14 protein-coding genes are annotated in these 14,458 nt (G+C 64.4%); 2 read left to right on the top strand and 12 right to left on the bottom strand.

The features are described from left to right. Position 1 precedes the first annotated feature (1 nt). The 7 genes from ACZ46S_RS04010 to pobA form a co-directional block, all read right to left on the bottom strand. A complete protein-coding gene (locus tag ACZ46S_RS04010; RefSeq protein ID WP_295739223.1) occupies positions 2-709 on the bottom strand; it encodes an ABC transporter ATP-binding protein in 708 nt (235 codons plus the stop codon). After that, positions 706-1,431: an ABC transporter ATP-binding protein gene (locus tag ACZ46S_RS04015; RefSeq protein ID WP_464063457.1), complete on the bottom strand. Its 726-nt coding sequence runs from the start codon at positions 1,429-1,431 to the stop codon at positions 706-708. The genes ACZ46S_RS04010 and ACZ46S_RS04015 overlap by 4 nt, the downstream gene beginning before the upstream one ends. 2 nt (positions 1,432-1,433) lie before the next feature. Next, entirely contained in the window at positions 1,434-2,318 is an 885-nt protein-coding gene (locus ACZ46S_RS04020; RefSeq protein WP_464063458.1) for an alpha/beta hydrolase, read from the bottom strand. Between the two features lie 12 nt (positions 2,319-2,330). Then, positions 2,331-3,641, bottom strand: coding sequence for an ABC transporter substrate-binding protein (locus tag ACZ46S_RS04025; RefSeq protein ID WP_464063459.1), 1,311 nt, complete (start codon positions 3,639-3,641; stop codon positions 2,331-2,333). Between the two features lie 30 nt (positions 3,642-3,671). Next, positions 3,672-4,655, bottom strand: a complete 984-nt coding sequence (locus ACZ46S_RS04030) for a SphA family protein (protein ID WP_464063460.1) — start codon at positions 4,653-4,655, stop codon at positions 3,672-3,674. Positions 4,656-4,934: 279 nt separating this feature from the next. After that, positions 4,935-5,888 carry a helix-turn-helix domain-containing protein gene (locus ACZ46S_RS04035; protein WP_464063461.1) on the bottom strand — a complete coding sequence of 318 codons (954 nt, stop codon included), beginning with the start codon at positions 5,886-5,888 and terminating at the stop codon, positions 4,935-4,937. Positions 5,889-6,178: 290 nt separating this feature from the next. After that, positions 6,179-7,354: a 4-hydroxybenzoate 3-monooxygenase gene (pobA, locus tag ACZ46S_RS04040; RefSeq protein ID WP_464063462.1), complete on the bottom strand. Its 1,176-nt coding sequence runs from the start codon at positions 7,352-7,354 to the stop codon at positions 6,179-6,181. Positions 7,355-7,492: 138 nt separating this feature from the next. On the opposite strand from pobA, the gene ACZ46S_RS04045 reads away from it, so the two are divergent. After that, on the top strand, positions 7,493-8,365 hold the full coding sequence (locus ACZ46S_RS04045) for a helix-turn-helix domain-containing protein (RefSeq protein ID WP_464063463.1): 873 nt from the start codon (positions 7,493-7,495) through the stop codon (positions 8,363-8,365). 8 nt (positions 8,366-8,373) lie between these two features. Here ACZ46S_RS04045 and ACZ46S_RS04050 read toward each other — a convergent pair whose 3' ends face one another. Both ACZ46S_RS04050 and ACZ46S_RS04055 read right to left on the bottom strand, forming a co-directional pair. After that, positions 8,374-9,876 (bottom strand): AMP-binding protein, encoded by a 1,503-nt coding sequence (locus tag ACZ46S_RS04050; protein WP_464063464.1) that lies wholly within the window; start codon positions 9,874-9,876, stop codon positions 8,374-8,376. A gap of 26 nt (positions 9,877-9,902) precedes the next feature. Further along, positions 9,903-10,721: a p-hydroxycinnamoyl CoA hydratase/lyase gene (locus tag ACZ46S_RS04055; RefSeq protein WP_008493198.1), complete on the bottom strand. Its 819-nt coding sequence runs from the start codon at positions 10,719-10,721 to the stop codon at positions 9,903-9,905. 156 nt (positions 10,722-10,877) lie between these two features. Here ACZ46S_RS04055 and ACZ46S_RS04060 point away from each other — a divergent pair, with 156 nt between their 5' ends. Beyond that, on the top strand, positions 10,878-11,342 hold the full coding sequence (locus ACZ46S_RS04060; protein WP_464063465.1) for a MarR family winged helix-turn-helix transcriptional regulator: 465 nt from the start codon (positions 10,878-10,880) through the stop codon (positions 11,340-11,342). Positions 11,343-11,396: 54 nt separating this feature from the next. Here the strand turns inward: ACZ46S_RS04060 and ACZ46S_RS04065 are convergent, their stop codons facing one another. Genes ACZ46S_RS04065 through ACZ46S_RS04075 form a run of 3 tightly spaced genes read right to left on the bottom strand, consistent with a single transcriptional unit; the run spans position 11,397 to position 14,450 of the window. Continuing rightward, on the bottom strand, positions 11,397-11,903 hold the full coding sequence (locus tag ACZ46S_RS04065; protein WP_464063466.1) for a flavin reductase: 507 nt from the start codon (positions 11,901-11,903) through the stop codon (positions 11,397-11,399). A gap of 20 nt (positions 11,904-11,923) precedes the next feature. After that, positions 11,924-13,402, bottom strand: coding sequence for an aldehyde dehydrogenase (locus ACZ46S_RS04070; protein WP_464063467.1), 1,479 nt, complete (start codon positions 13,400-13,402; stop codon positions 11,924-11,926). After that, positions 13,395-14,450, bottom strand: coding sequence for an LLM class flavin-dependent oxidoreductase (locus ACZ46S_RS04075; protein ID WP_464063468.1), 1,056 nt, complete (start codon positions 14,448-14,450; stop codon positions 13,395-13,397). Before ACZ46S_RS04075 ends, ACZ46S_RS04070 begins: the two co-directional genes overlap by 8 nt. Positions 14,451-14,458: the final 8 nt, after the last annotated feature.

Below are 14,458 nucleotides of genomic sequence, written 5' to 3' on the forward strand. Positions count from 1 at the left end.
TTCAATGCGCTTGCCGGTTGAGGCCGAAATAGGCCTCCATCACCGCCTCGCGCGTCAGGCTGCCGGCGGCGCCGGAGAGCACGATGCGCCCTTCCAGCATGCACACCAGCCGCGTCGCCGCCGCCATGGCCCGGCGCAGATCCTGTTCGACGAGAATGATGCTGGTGCCGGCCTCGCGCAGCTTGGGCAGGGCTTCGTAAACCCCATCCACCGCGACCGGCGAAAGCCCAAGCGACAGCTCATCCAGCAACAGCAGCTCCGGGTTGGTCATCAGCGCCCGGCCGATTGCCACCGCCTGCTGCTGTCCGCCCGAGAGCAGCCCGGCCTGGCGCTTGAGAATGGGCTTGAGCTGTGGGAGCGCCTCCAGCACCGTCTCGAAATTCCACCTCCCCTTGCGGCAGGCGGCAAGGTGCAGCGTGTCCTGCACATTCATCCCCGGAAACAGCCGCCGCCCCTCCGGCACCAGGGCGATGCCCCCACGCACCCGCCGATGCGCGGACAGCCGGGTGACATCCTGCCCGCGAAACATGATCCGCCCCTGCACGGGACGGTGCGCGCCGGCGATGCTGCGCATCAGCGTGCTCTTGCCCGCGCCATTGGCGCCGACGATGGCCAGCACCTCGCCAGGCGCCATGCTGAAGGAGAGATCATGCAGCGCCACAAGCAGCCCGTGACAGGCCTTGAGATTTTCAATTGTCAGCAAGCTCATGCCGCGACCTCCTCCGAGCCGAGATAGGCGCTGATCACCACCGGATCTTTCAGCACCGCCTGCGGCTCCCCTTCGGCGATGATGCGTCCGGCATCCATGCAGACCAGCCGGGTGACGACTTTCACCAGGATGTGCACGATATGCTCGATCCAGACAATGGCGATGCCGCGCCGGCGCAGATCCAGGATGACCTCCACCAGCTCCAGCGCCTCACCGTCGGTCAGGCCGCCGCCGATCTCATCGAGCAGCAGCAAGTCCGGGCCGGTGGCCAAAGCCCGCGCCAGCTCCAGCCGCTTGCGCTCCAGCAGCCCCAGCGTCTCCGCCGGGCGGTTGGCGGCGGCGAGCATGCCGCACAGCTCCAGCGAATCCACCGCCCGGTCATAGGCCTCGCGCTGCGCGAAGCCGCCGCCTTGCGTTGCCGCCACCAGCAGATTTTCGAACACGGTCATGCCGCCGAACGGCTTTGGCACCTGATGCGAACGGCCAATGCCTTGGCGGCAGCGCCAGGCGGCGTCCTGCCCGGTGATCGCCTCCCCCCGCAGGGCGATGCGCCCCTCGCTCACCGGCACCGCGCCGGAGAGCAGGTTGAGCAGGCTGGTCTTGCCGGCCCCGTTAGGGCCGACAATGCCGACAGCCTCGTTCGCCGCCACGTGGAACCCCACGCCATTGACGACGGCCAGCGCGCCATAACGCTTCACCAGCCCGGTTGCTTCAAGCAACATGCTCATGACTCCACCAAATGGCGGCGAAGAAAACTGGCGGCCTCCTCGATGGATGCCATCCCTTCTTGTACCAGCGGCGCGTAAAGCTGCCAGGAATGGCACATCCCTTCCCAAACCCGCAGCTCTGTCCGAACCCCTGCCCCGCGCAACCTTCGTGCGATGGTGACGGAATCATCGCGAAGCATCTCCCGCGACCCGACATGAACGAGCACCGGCGGCAAACCGGAAAGATCCGCGAATAACGGTGTCACCGCCGGGTCGCGTAAATTCCGGCCGGGCAAATAGGCGCTTAGGAACAGACCGATCAGTTCCTTGGAGAGGATCGGGTCATCGGTGACGCTGTGATGTGTCTCGCCATCCCCCGCAAAATCCAGGGCAGGAGACATCAGAGCCAATGCGGCGGGGCTTCGCCCTCCTTCCTTCCGGGCCCGAATAGCCGTGGACAAGGCAAGATTGCCGCCCGCGCTGTCCCCCGACAGGGCGATGGTCTCGTATCCTTCAGCCACAGCCCAGTGCAAGGCGGACAGGGCATCGTCATGGGCCGCGGGAAACACATGCTCCGGCGCAAGCCGGTAATCCGCAGCTAGAACCGCGATGCTCGCGGCGCGGGCGAGGTTGGCCGCCACTGTGCGGTGGGTTCGCGCGGATCCCAGCACGAAGCCGCCGCCATGATAATAGATGATCAGCCTGCCGGGGAGGGCATCGGCGGGCAGGATGAGATCTCCGCCCACCGGACCCGCTTCGACGCGCCGGATCTCCAGCCCATCTGGAACCGGCAGGGCGGCATGCGCGGCGTTGAACCAGTCCCGCAATTCCGAGGGACTGCCTTGCGGTGGAGGATTTGCCGCCATCACTCCCAAAAGCGTATCAAGTTCAATCAACGACATGCCGTGCCCCCCTCACATCTTGTACGGCTCAAGCGGGCCCTGGATGGGCACGGATGGATCCTCCGCATGCTCGAAGGTGCGGTAATCCAGTTTATATTTGCCGGAGGTCGCCTTCAGCCATTGCGCGCCGATGAGATTGGTGGTGGCGACATTGGGCACCGGACCATTTACGAAATCGATCCGGCCCATCACCGTGGTCGTCTGCAAGCGGCTCATCGCCTTCGCCACCGCGGATTTATCCTTGGGATTTCCAGCGGATTTCAGCGTCGCCACCATGGCGTCGAACAGCGCCAGGGAGGGCCCGAGCTGTTGCTGCCATTGCCGCCCGGTCGTGGTCTGGTAGGTGCTGGCGAGCTGCGCCGAGCTGAGCCCGGTGAGCGCCGAACCATACGGGAAGGCCGGATGCCAGTAGGCACCGGCATTGATCCGGTAGCCCAGCGGGCCCAGCGCTTCCATCTGCGAGGGGAACAGCCCGGTTTTGGCGACGGTGACGATCTTCATCTGCCGGGTCAGCCCCTGCTGCGCCGCCTGGCGCCAGAAGCTGGTGAAATCCGGCGGGATCGGGAAGGTGCAAAACACCTCGCAGCCGGCTTTCTTGAACATCGCGATCTGCGCTGAATAATCGGTGGTACCGTCCTGGTAGCCGCCAGGATCGACCATATCGAACCCGGCCTTGGCGAGGTCGGGCAAAAGATGCGCGCGGATGGCATTCCCATCCGCATCGTTGGGGCACAGCACCGCCACCCGCTTGTTGCTGGTTACATCATTGTTCCAGCTGGAGATGTAGAGATCCCGGAACTGCGCGGTGCCGAAGCAGAAATGGTAGGTCCATTTGAACGGCGAAGGCTGACCTGGCTTGGCGCCGCGCCCGAAATACCAGGACTCCCAGGGCACGATGGTGGAAAGGCACGGCACGCCTGCCGCCTCGCACGCATCGGCCACCGGATTGACCACTTCCGGCGTCGAGGTGGTCAGCATCAGATCGATCTGCTGGCCATTGATCAGCTCCTTGGCGAGCTGGCTGGCCCGGGCGGGATCGGACTGGGTGTCGCGATCGAAAATCGTGACCTCGTAGGTGGTGCCGTTCAGCGTCAGCCCGTTCGCGAACGCCTTGCGGACCAGCCCGAGAATGAACGGATCCCCCTCCCCGAAGCCGGCCAGCGGCCCGGTGCGCGGGCTGATGAAGCCGATGCGCAACGTATTCGCCGCCGCCGCCCGCGCCGGGCGCCAGCCGGCGCCAAGCCCCAGCGCAACCCCAGCCCCAGCGCCGACGAGCAGCCGGCGCGACAGCCCCTCACGGCTGTTTATATCTCGAACGCTCATGGTGTTTCCCCGATCTTTGCTGTTGGCATCTCAAAAGGCATGGATGTAGCGCAGAATGACATTGAAGCCGTTGGTGGTGTTTTTCTTCACCACCGGCAGATAGACATTCAGGAAGCCGATATTGTTCTGGTTGAACATGTAGGTCGCCCCCGGACCCATCGAGAGGCTCTCGGTCTCCGTGCCTTTCTGGGTCACGCCATTCACCTGGTCGTCGGTGAATTGCTTGAAGTAATAGCCATTGAGCCCGACATTGAGCTTCGGCAGCACCTCGTAGGAGGCGGTGAAATTCACCCAGCCCGCATCGCCCGCCTGGGTGGTGGTGCCGGCCGGCAGCGGCGCGCTGGACGCCGGCTGGGAATTGGTGAAATTATGCAGATAGTTGAACCGCGCCGACAATTCGGTTTTGGCGGTCGGCAGCAATGTCACCGACCAATAGGGATTGATCGACCAGAAGCCTGAGCTGGGATTGATGTCCTTCGAGGTATCGTACGACCCGCTGGGCGAGATCACATCGAATTCCATGCGCTGCGCGAAAACCGGGCGGCCGCCGCGAATGACCGGCGGAAACGCGATGAACGGGCCCCAGGTGATGTCGCCAACCCCCATGCCGCGATTGGCGACCAGCCGGACCGGGCTGTCATGCGCGAAAGAGGCATTGAGATCGACCAGCGGCACGATCGCCATGGCCCCCAGCACCCCGCCGAACAGATGATAAGGCGACACATAAATGAACTGGTTGAGCGAGACGATCGCGGTGATGCTGGTGTTCTTGAACACCGGAATCGCGTTGCCATTGGTGTCGTTGATGGCGTTGAAATGCTGCATCTGGAAATATTGCTGGTAGATCAGACCAGGCGTGTATTTGCCCAGCGCATCGAAGAAGCTGGTGCCGCCGAGATTGATGCCCGACGGCTCGTTGACCGTCACCGCCTGGGCGGGCTTCAGCGCCGCGCCGCAGGCCAGCGCCAGGGCCAGAACCGCGGAAGAAACAACCTGGAATTTTCTTGTTTTCATTGAACGCTCCCATCTTGGATACGCCTTTGCGGCGTTGATTTTAAGGATCCGGCCGTTCCGGCCGGGACATTGACTTATGTTATATTACATATCTTTTGATGCCGCACGGCACCCGCGGCGTTCCAATTCCACTCCCCTTGCGTCTTGCCGCCGCGTTGAATCCGGCGCTGCGCAGCTTATCGCATCCTGGCCTCGGCCACGCTGTTCCAGGGGAGACATGGAGATTTGTCCGAAAGGGACAGCCTCTCAAGGCTCGATCTTGGCGACACAACCCGAGGCTTAGTGGCTCGCCTGCCGATACGCACTGGGGCTGCACCCGAAACGCTCTCGAAAAGCCCTGCTGAAATGCGAAAAATTATTGAACCCATAAGCAAATGCGATTTCACCGACAGCGAGATGGCGTTGCGTCGCGGCGCGCAGCGCCTGGGCACAGTGCTCCAGACGCGACTGCCAGATAAACTCCGCCAAGGAGATGTCACTCCCGGCAAAGGCGCGATGCAGATGCCGCTTCGAGCACCCAAACCGCTCAGCCAGGCTTTGCACCGAAAGCTCCGGGTCGGTGATATGGGTGCGGATATAATGCTTCACCTGGAATTCCAGCGTCTGGGCGGCGGAAACGCTGGCGCGCTCCTGCGCCGCGCCGGCGATGGCAAGGCGCAGCAAATTGGTCGCCACCTCCCCAAGCCCCGCTGCTTCACTGGCGCTGGCCCGCGCGCCCTCGGCCAAAATGCTGTTGATGTAGTTCGGAAAAATTCTGCCTACGGCCGAGGTTTTGCCAAAATCTTGTACACCGAAAATATCCAGCTGGGCAGCGGGTAGATGCAAATCCGCCTTTGGCACCAAAATCACGAATTGATGAACCTGGGTCAGATTCACCACCCGATAGGGCCGCGCCGTATCGTAAAACGTCCATCCCGCCCCGTCGAGCACCACCTCCCGCCCAGCCTGGGCGAACAGGCTGCGTCCGGATAATTGGACAGCAACTTTTACAAATTCACGTGGACCGTTATTGGCGCTGCGCGCCTCCCGCACCACCGCCACGGAGGAGGAGGAAAGCTCGCAAAGCTTGACTTGCCCGGCCTCCTGGAAGCGGGCGCGTCCAAAAAACGGCGCGTCGTCAATGATGTTGGATTTCAGCCCTCCCATCATTTGCCAAAGCGCATGATCCCAAACGGGCATCTGACTCGCGCCAACAGCCTCGATCCATGTCCCCGGCGTCGTTTCACATGACATGCCGTTTCATCCCAATGCCAGCAGCAGCTGTTTTAGTTTTGATTTTAACGGTCAGATTACAGCGATCGGCGGAACGCCGTCAAGAATTTCGGGTCAAAACGATCTAATATATATCATATCATACTGGCCTCACCCCCCTGCGCCGCCCCTGTCAGCGACATTAACAACAGACAACACCACCTGATCGGCGCCACGGGGCATGGGTGATCCATCTCCCTCTGGCGCGGTAGACGTTCAGATTGACGCGTCGGATTCAACGTAAACGCTGAAATAGCCCGCCAAACCAAAAGCTAGAGCAGCGGCAGGCCGACATAATTCTCCGCCAGGCTCCGCTGCGCCGCCTCGGATTGGCGGATATAATCCAGCTCCGCCATTTGCAGCCGCCGGGCGAACCCATCCATCTCTGGAAAACGATGCGTCACCGAGGTAAACCACCAGGAAAAGCGCTCCGCCTTCCACACCCGCGCCAAGGCGCGCGCGGAATATCCCTCAAGCCCGCCAGCCCGGCCAGACGTGAAAAATTCAACAAGCGCATCCGCCAGAAACGTGACATCGGAGGCGGCCAGGTTCATCCCCTTGGCGCCGGTCGGCGGGACGATATGAGCTGCATCCCCAGCCAGAAACAACCGCCCCCAGCGCATCGGCTCGGCAACAAAAGAGCGCAGCGGCGCGATGGATTTCTCGAAGGCCGCCCCGCGCGTGACCTTCCCGGCCAGTTGCGGGCCAAGCCGCAGGCACAGCTCATCCCAAAACCGCTCATCCGGCCAATCCTCGAGCTTCTCCTCCAGCCCGCATTGCACGTAATAGCGGCTGCGGGTGGGCGAGCGCATCGAGGCCAGGGCGAAACCACGCTCGTGATTGGCATAGACCAGCTCATCATCCGCCGGCGGCACGTCGGCGAGGATGCCGAGCCAGCCAAACGGATAGACACGCTCGAACTGGCGCAGCACAGTGGCGGGAATCGCCGCCCGGCTGACACCATGAAACCCGTCACACCCGGCCACGAAGCGGCAAGCGAGCTGCTTGGCCTCCCCTTGTACGGTCCAGGTGACTGTGGGTTCATCCCCATCCAGCCCGTGCAGAGCCACATCCTCGGCATTCCAGACGATCTCGACCCCACGCGCCGGTGCGGCATCGAACAGATCCTTCATCACCTCCTGCTGGCCATACACAACAACATGCCGCCCGCCTGTGAGCGCCGCCAGATCGATGTGGAACAGCTCCCCATCCAGCGCCAGATTGGTGCCGCCATGCACCAGCCCCTCACGCTCCATCCGCGCATTCAGCCCAAGCCTGCGCAACAGATCAACCGTCACCTGCTCGAGCACGCCGGCGCGCACCCGCGCCTCGACATAGGCCCGGTCGCGCCGCTCCAGCACCACCGCTTTTATCCCCTCCTGGACCAGCAGATGGGCGAGCAACATGCCGGCCGGGCCAGCGCCGATGATTGCGATGTCAGTTTTCATGGTCAGGATGTTCCCCAAGCGCCAGGATAACGGCGCATTGTATATGTTACATCACATAATAATCAGCCGGGCCGCGCCGCCCATGGAGGCTACGCCAAAAAACTTGGATATTTCACCAAGTCCAGGCTAAGTGGCGCCATGCAGGATTCCAGCGCGGTACCGAGCTTCTATTTATATGGCGAATCCCACCGCGCCGCCGCCCCCGGTTTCGTGCACGCGGAAGCGCTGGATGACCGCTCCCGCCCCTCGGACTGGACGATCCGCCCGCATGCGCATCGCGAGCTGGCGCAGCTGATATTCATCAGCAAGGGCGGCGGTGACATGCGCGCCGAGGCCCGCACGCTGCGGTTTACAGCCCCCAGCCTGCTGGTGGTGCCCGCCGGGCTCGTCCATGGGTTCACATGGGTGGCGGAAACCGCGGGGGTGGTGATCACCATGGCCAGTACCTACCTCGCCGGCCTCACGGCGCGCGATGCGGATGCCAGCGCCCTGTTCGCCAACGCCGCGGCACTGGCGTTGCCGCAGGGCGCGGCAGCGTCCCTCCAGCGCCACAGCCGGGATTTGATGCGTGAGCTGGGCTGGTCCGCCCCCGGGCATAAAACCGCGGTGGATGCGGCGGTGCTGGCGATTTTGCTGGCCGGCATCCGCGCCCGCGCGCAGGCCAGCAGCCCGGCGCCGCGCGCCGGGCATTACGCCGGGCTGGTCGCCAGGCTGCGCGCGCGCATCGAAGAGCGCTTCAGGCTGCGCGAACCGGTCCCCGCCTACGCTGCTTCTCTGGGTGTCTCCGTCACCGCCTTGCGCAACGCCTGCACACGCATCGCCGGCGCCGCTCCGGGCACCTTGCTGGATGAACGCGCGATGCTGGAAGCACGCCGTGCGCTGCTTTATTCAAACCTGTCCGTCGCCGAGATCGGCTATGCGCTGGGCTTCGCCGATCCCGGACATTTTTCCCGGTTTTTCACGCGCCATGCGGGCCAGTCCCCGCGCGCCTTCCGGGCGGCGGCGCAATGAGGCGGCGCTCAGTCCCGGTCGGGCCGCGCGGCCAGCAGATCACGCAGGCCAGGCTTCAGGATCTTGCCGGTGCCGGTGCGCGGCAGCGCCGCGACGAAGCTGACATATTTCGGAATCTTGTAGCGCGCCAGACGCGTATTGAGAAAGGCGAGGATCTCCTGCGCATCCGGCCCGGGTTCGGCCACCACCACCGCCAGATGCCCCACCTCGCCCCAACGCGTATCCGGCACGCCGATGACCGCCGCCTCGCGGATCCCCGGCATCCCCGCCAGGGCCGCCTCGATCTCCACCGGATAAACATTCTCGCCGCCGGAAATGAACATGTCCTTCTTGCGGTCCACCAGGAAAAAGAACCCATCCTCATCCTGGCGGGCAATATCGCCGGTGCGAAACCAGCCCTCGGCGGTGAAGGCCTTTGCGGTCTCATCCGGGGCGCGCCAATAGGCGGTGAAGATATTTTCGCCCTTCAGCAGCAACTCCCCGGCCATTCCCGGCGCCACATCATCGCCATTGGCATCGACGATGCGCGTCTGGATGGATGGCGGGATCAGCCCCGCGGCACCGGCCTTCTGGTCGATCAGCGGAATATGAACCGGCATGCAGGAGACGGTTCCGGCCTCGCTCATGCCAAACCCATCGGCAATGGCAATGCCATCGCGCAGCCAGGCGCGAATATCGGCCGCCGGATGCGGCGCGCCGCCGGAAAAAATGCCGGTGAGGTTGCGCAGGCGTTGCGGGTCAAAGCCCGGCTCGGCGCGCAGCATCTTCGCCATTTGCGGCACACAGAAATAATGCGTGATCCGCAAGCCGGGATCGGAGAGCCGGGCCAATGTGCGGGCGGCGTCAAAGCCCTCGCTGATCAGCACCGCGCCGCCGCGCATGAAGGCGGGACGCAGATTGGTGATGATCCCCATGACATGAAACATCGGCGTTTCCGCCAGCATCGTGCTCTCATGGGTGACACGGGCCAGCAGGCCGAAATTCACCGCGGTCTGGGTGATGTTGCGTTCGCTCAGCAACACGCCCTTGGGCCGGCCGGAGGTGCCGGAGGTGTAGAGAATGAGGCTGGGCGCGGCACGGTCGAACGGCACCGGCGCCAGCGCCGCCGCCTGTTCAATCTCGCCGCGCAGCGCGGGAAACAAGGTTCGCCGCACCGCGGCGCGGAGCGGGTTAAGAAACTCCTCGTCGCCAACCAGCAAGGCCGGATCGCAATCATCAAGCAGCCGGCTCTGCTCGGGCAATGCCAGGCGCCAGTTGAGCGGCACGAAAATCGCGCCGATGCGCGCGCAGGCGAGATGCAGCAGCGCCTGTTCGGCACAATTGCGCCCCAGCGCCGCGATGCGCTCTCCCGGCTTGATGCCGTAATGCGACACCAACAACCCGGCAGTCTGGGCAATCGCCGCGTCCCATTGCGCGTAGTTCCATTGGCGGCCGCTGGCGAATTCCAGCACCGCCAGCGCCTCTGGCTGCAGGCGCGCCTGCAGGCCGGGATCGTCCACGATATTGACCATTGCGTTTCCTCCCCTGCTGGACGCGCTCAGTCTTTCAAACGATAGGCGCCAAGCCCGGGCTTGTAGGTTTTTTCATCGATGAACTGACGAATCCCCTCTTTTCGCCCATCATTATCATAGGAGTTCGCCGCCTCCTGGGCACGCACCAGATAATCCTCGGCATTCTCATAGGTCATCTCACCCACCCGGCGCACGGCATCCTTTGTCGCTTTCAGCGCCACGGGGTTCTTCTTCAGCAGCACGTTGGCAACCTCGGTCACACGCTGGCGCAGGCCAGAGAGCGGCAGCGCCTCATTAACCAGCCCCCAGGCGGCGGCGGTTTTGCCATCCACCATCTCACCCATCATGGCGTGGTACATGGCATTGCGGAAGGAGAGCAACTCCACCGCCACCTTGGTGGCCCCACCGCCGGGCAGAATGCCCCAATTGATCTCGGAGAGGCCAAACTGCGCCTCCTCCGCCGCAAAGGCGAGGTCACAGGCGAAGAGCGGGCCGTAGCCGCCGCCAAAGCACCAGCCATTCACCATCGCGATGGTCGGCTTCTGGTACCAGCGCAGCCGCCGCCACCAGCCATAGGATTCACGCTGCGCCTTGCGCGTGGCGCCCAGCCCCTGCGCCTCCGTCTCCCGGAAATATTCCTTCAAATCCATGCCCGCGGACCAGGCCGTGCCCTCGCCGGTGAGCACCAGCACGCCGACATCCTCGCGGAATTCCAGCTCGTCGAGTACCTCCATCATCCGCCGGTTCAGCCCCGGGCTCATGCAATTGCGCTTCTCCGGACGGTTGAATTTCACCCAGGCGATGCGGTTTTCCACCGTGAACGCGACGGTATCGGTCTCAGACATTTTCATTCCCCTTCAAAAGCAAGGCCTGCGGCAAAGCCGGCGCGCCTCATCTGATACCGGTTTTAATGCTATATATCATAACATACAAGCCCCACGGCGCCGCCCCGGGGGCTGGATAAGATTGCGTCGGCCACGGGGCGCGGGCATAGTCGCGCCATGGCGCTGAAACTGAAATCCCCCGCCCCTGCCCCGGTTGAGAACGGCGGCCCCAGCAATCCCCTGGAAGAGCTTCTGGGCTACCAGCTGCGCCGCGCCTCCCAGGCGATGATGGCGGATCTTGGCGCCGAGCTGGCGGATCTGGACCTCAAGGTCACCGAAATGTCGGTGCTGATGGTGATCGAGGAGAATCAGGACATCACCCAGAGCGAAATCGGCCGCGTACTGGCCATTCAGCGCGCCAACATGGTGCCGCTGACCACGCAGCTGGAACGCCGTGGGCTGCTGCGCAAGGGGGCAACCACGGGGCGGGCGCAAGCGCTGCGCCTGACGTCCGCCGGGCGGGCGCTGATGCGCGAATGCCGCAAGCGCGTGGCCCGGCATGAGGCGCGCTTCCTGGCCGGCATCGGCAAAGCCCAGCGCGAGGCGCTGTTGCGGCATTTAAGGATGGTTTGGGAAGGCTAGCACTGTCTGGGTTTCGGTTGACGCGCCAGCCAGCGCCAAATCATGCGCCGCGCCTCAACCGGCTTCTTGCAGCGCCGTCTCCAGCCGGTGATAGCGGCGCTGGTGATAGACCAGCCCGGTAGCGTGGGGACAGAGTTTGACCGCCCTCACATCGCAGAACAGCACGCGATGCGTCCCAACCTCGACGACACTGGAAATCACCCCGTCAAAGGCGGCAGTGGCGGCCTCCAGCACCGGCGCGCCAGTTTCCAGTCGCCCCCAGCCCGCCTGGGCGAAGCGCTCCGCCATGCTCAGCCCCTGCTGGCCCGAAAACAAGCGCGAGAGCGGCTCGCCATCCGCATTGAGCACATTCACGCAAAGCGGCCCGCCCTGCTGAAACGCACCCGAGAGCCGGCTGTTTTTGTTCATGCAGACAAGCAGCGTCGCCGGCGTGTCGGTCACGCTGCACACGGCGGAGGCGGTGAACCCCATATCGCCCTCCGGCGCGCGGGTGGTGATGATGTTCACCGCGGCCCCCAGCCGGGCCATGGCATCCCTGAACAAGGCGGTGTCGATTGTCATCGGGCGGGGCTTTCCAAAACTCAACGCATCACGAACGGATCGGGCAACGGCGCGTCCGAGAGATTGATCCAGACCGATTTGGTTCTGGTATAATCCAGGATCGATTCGACCCCGCCCTCGCGTCCCAGCCCGCTTTCCTTGTACCCCCCAAAGGGCACCAGCGGCGAGATGACCCGGTAGGTATTCACCCACACCACCCCCGCCCGGATGGCGCGGGCCAGCCGGTGCGCGCGCGCGAGGTTTTGCGTGAACACACCGCTGGCCAGGGCGAATTTCGAATCATTCGCCAGCGCCAGCGCCTCGTCCTCGGTATCAAACGCGATCACGCTGAGCACCGGGGCAAAAAACTCCTCGCCCCAGCAGGGCGGCTCGGGCGTGTCGCAGAGCAGGATCGTCGGGCGCAGATAGAAACCCGCCGCAAACCCCGCCGGCACATCGCCGCCGGTGATCAGCACCGCGCCTTGCTCCTGGCTGTCCTTGATCAGCGCCAGGGCCCGGTCGCGCTGGCGCGCGGTGGCCAGCGGCCCCATCTGCGTGGCCGCGTCGGCCGGGTTGCCGATGACGATCTGCTCCGCCCGCGCCTTCAATCTTTCCAGCAGTGCCGGCAGCAGCGGGCGCTGCACCAGCAGCCGCGAGCCGGCCACGCAGCTCTGCCCGCTGGCCGCGAAAATGCCGGCGATGACCGCGCTGACCACATTATCGGGATCGGCATCCGCAAAGGCCAGCACCGGCGATTTGCCACCCAGCTCAAGCGTCGTCGCGGCCAGGTTGATGGCGGAATTGCGGACGATATGCCGCGCCGTCTCCGGCCCGCCGGTGAAGGCGATGCGTGCGACCAGCGGATGCGTGGTGAGCGCCTGGCCACATTGCGCGCCGGTGCCGGTGATGATGTTCACCACCCCCGGCGGGAAGCCCGCGTCATGCACCACCCGGGCAAATTCCAGCAGCGGCGCGGCGCCATCCTCGGCGGCCTTCAGCACCATTGTGCAGCCCGCCGCCAGGGCCGGGCCCAGCTTCACCGCCGCCAGAAAGAGCTGCGAATTCCAGGGCACCATGGCGGCCACCACCCCCACCGGCTCGCGCCGCAGCGTCACCTCCATCTCCGGCTTGTCCACCGGCACGTGCAGCCCCATCACCTTGTCGGCCAGCCCGCCATAGAAGCGGAAATAGTCGGCGATATAGGCGATCTGCCCGCCGGTCTCGCGGATGATCTTGCCGGTATCCCGGGTTTCCAGCGCGGCCAGGCGCGGCGCCGCCTCGGCCAGCAGATCCCCCAGCCGGGAGAGCAGCTTGCCGCGCGCGGTGGCGGTGAGCCCGGCCCAGGCGGGGGCCTGCAAGGCGGCATGCGCGGCGCGCACGGCGCGGTCCACATCCTGCGCGCTGGCGGCGGGCATCAGCGCCCAGGGCGCGCCGGTGGCCGGGTCCAGGCTTTCGAAATGCGCCGCCGCCTCCTCGAAGCGCCCGTCAATATAATGCTGAAACCGCGGCAGCTCAGGCATATTCGGCGGCTTTCTGGAAATGCGGCATCACCTCTTCGATGAAGCGCCGCAGCGAGGCCTGTTTGCGCGCAAAGCTCATGCCGCTATCGATCCACAGGCTGAACTGATCATAGCCCAGCGCCTCATAGGCTTTCAGCCTTGCCACCACCTCCTCGGAGGTGCCGATGACCAGCGTCTTGCGCACCGTCTCCGGCGCGTATTGCGGCATTGCGGCCATCTCTTCGGGCGTCAGCGCCTCCATCATGCCGCGCGTCACCGGCTTCTTGTTCTGGAACCAGGCGCCGAAATAGCAATAAAACCGGCTCAGCTCCTCGGCCCCTTGCGCGGCGTCTGCTTCGTCGGCGGCGACATAGGTGTGCTGCAGCAGCATGATCTGCGGGCGCTTGACCTGCGGGTTGGCGGCGCAGGCGGCGTTGAAGCGCTGCATCAGGCTTTCCACCTCCTCATCGCCGCTGGCCAGCGGCGTCACCTGCACATTGCAGCCCGTGCGCACCGCGAATTCATGCGAGTTCGGATCGCGCGCCGCCACCCAGATCGGCGGCCCGCCGGGCTGTAGCGGCTGCGGCACCGCGCTGGTTTTGGGAAACTGCCAATATTCGCCCTGATGCTCGTAATCGCCCTGGAACAGCTTCTGCACCGCGGGCACCAGCTCGCGCATGCGCAACCCTGCCTCCATCGGTGTCAGCCCCGGCTGCAGCCGCTCATACTCGAAACTATAGGCCCCGCGCGCGATGCCAAGCTCCAGCCGGCCACGGGTGATCAGATCGGTCATCGCCGTCTCGCCCGCCAGCTTGATCGGGTGCCAGAACGGCGCGATCACCGAGCTGGTGCCCAGCCGGATCTTCGTTGTCTTCGGCGCCAGATAGGCGATCTGCAGGAACGGGTTGGGCGCGATGGTGAATTCCATGCCGTGATGCTCGCCGATCCAGGCGGCTTCCATGCCGCCGGCTTCGGCCTGCATCACCAGCGCTTCCAGCTCGTCCAGAAGCTCAATCTGGCTCTGCCCCGCGCAGAGGCGTTCCATATGCACAAACAGCGAGAATTTCATAATGTCGC

It is taken from the genome of Acidocella aluminiidurans, from assembly GCF_055383125.1.

Excerpts from the sequence above, each read along its gene's own strand:
- ACZ46S_RS04075 (WP_464063468.1), bottom strand. The coding sequence starts at position 14,450 with ATGAAATTCTCGCTGTTTGTGCATATGGAACGCCTCTGCGCGGGGCAG.
- ACZ46S_RS04035 (WP_464063461.1), bottom strand. The coding sequence starts at position 5,888 with ATGTCATGTGAAACGACGCCGGGGACATGGATCGAGGCTGTTGGCGCG.
- ACZ46S_RS04055 (WP_008493198.1), bottom strand. The coding sequence starts at position 10,721 with ATGTCTGAGACCGATACCGTCGCGTTCACGGTGGAAAACCGCATCGCC.
- ACZ46S_RS04025 (WP_464063459.1), bottom strand. The coding sequence starts at position 3,641 with ATGAGCGTTCGAGATATAAACAGCCGTGAGGGGCTGTCGCGCCGGCTG.
- ACZ46S_RS04030 (WP_464063460.1), bottom strand. The coding sequence starts at position 4,655 with ATGAAAACAAGAAAATTCCAGGTTGTTTCTTCCGCGGTTCTGGCCCTG.
- ACZ46S_RS04045 (WP_464063463.1), top strand. The coding sequence starts at position 7,493 with ATGCAGGATTCCAGCGCGGTACCGAGCTTCTATTTATATGGCGAATCC.
- ACZ46S_RS04065 (WP_464063466.1), bottom strand. The coding sequence starts at position 11,903 with ATGACAATCGACACCGCCTTGTTCAGGGATGCCATGGCCCGGCTGGGG.
- ACZ46S_RS04070 (WP_464063467.1), bottom strand. The coding sequence starts at position 13,402 with ATGCCTGAGCTGCCGCGGTTTCAGCATTATATTGACGGGCGCTTCGAG.
- ACZ46S_RS04050 (WP_464063464.1), bottom strand. The coding sequence starts at position 9,876 with ATGGTCAATATCGTGGACGATCCCGGCCTGCAGGCGCGCCTGCAGCCA.
- ACZ46S_RS04060 (WP_464063465.1), top strand. The coding sequence starts at position 10,878 with ATGGCGCTGAAACTGAAATCCCCCGCCCCTGCCCCGGTTGAGAACGGC.
- ACZ46S_RS04020 (WP_464063458.1), bottom strand. The coding sequence starts at position 2,318 with ATGTCGTTGATTGAACTTGATACGCTTTTGGGAGTGATGGCGGCAAAT.
- ACZ46S_RS04010 (WP_295739223.1), bottom strand. The coding sequence starts at position 709 with ATGAGCTTGCTGACAATTGAAAATCTCAAGGCCTGTCACGGGCTGCTT.
- ACZ46S_RS04015 (WP_464063457.1), bottom strand. The coding sequence starts at position 1,431 with ATGTTGCTTGAAGCAACCGGGCTGGTGAAGCGTTATGGCGCGCTGGCC.
- pobA (WP_464063462.1), bottom strand. The coding sequence starts at position 7,354 with ATGAAAACTGACATCGCAATCATCGGCGCTGGCCCGGCCGGCATGTTG.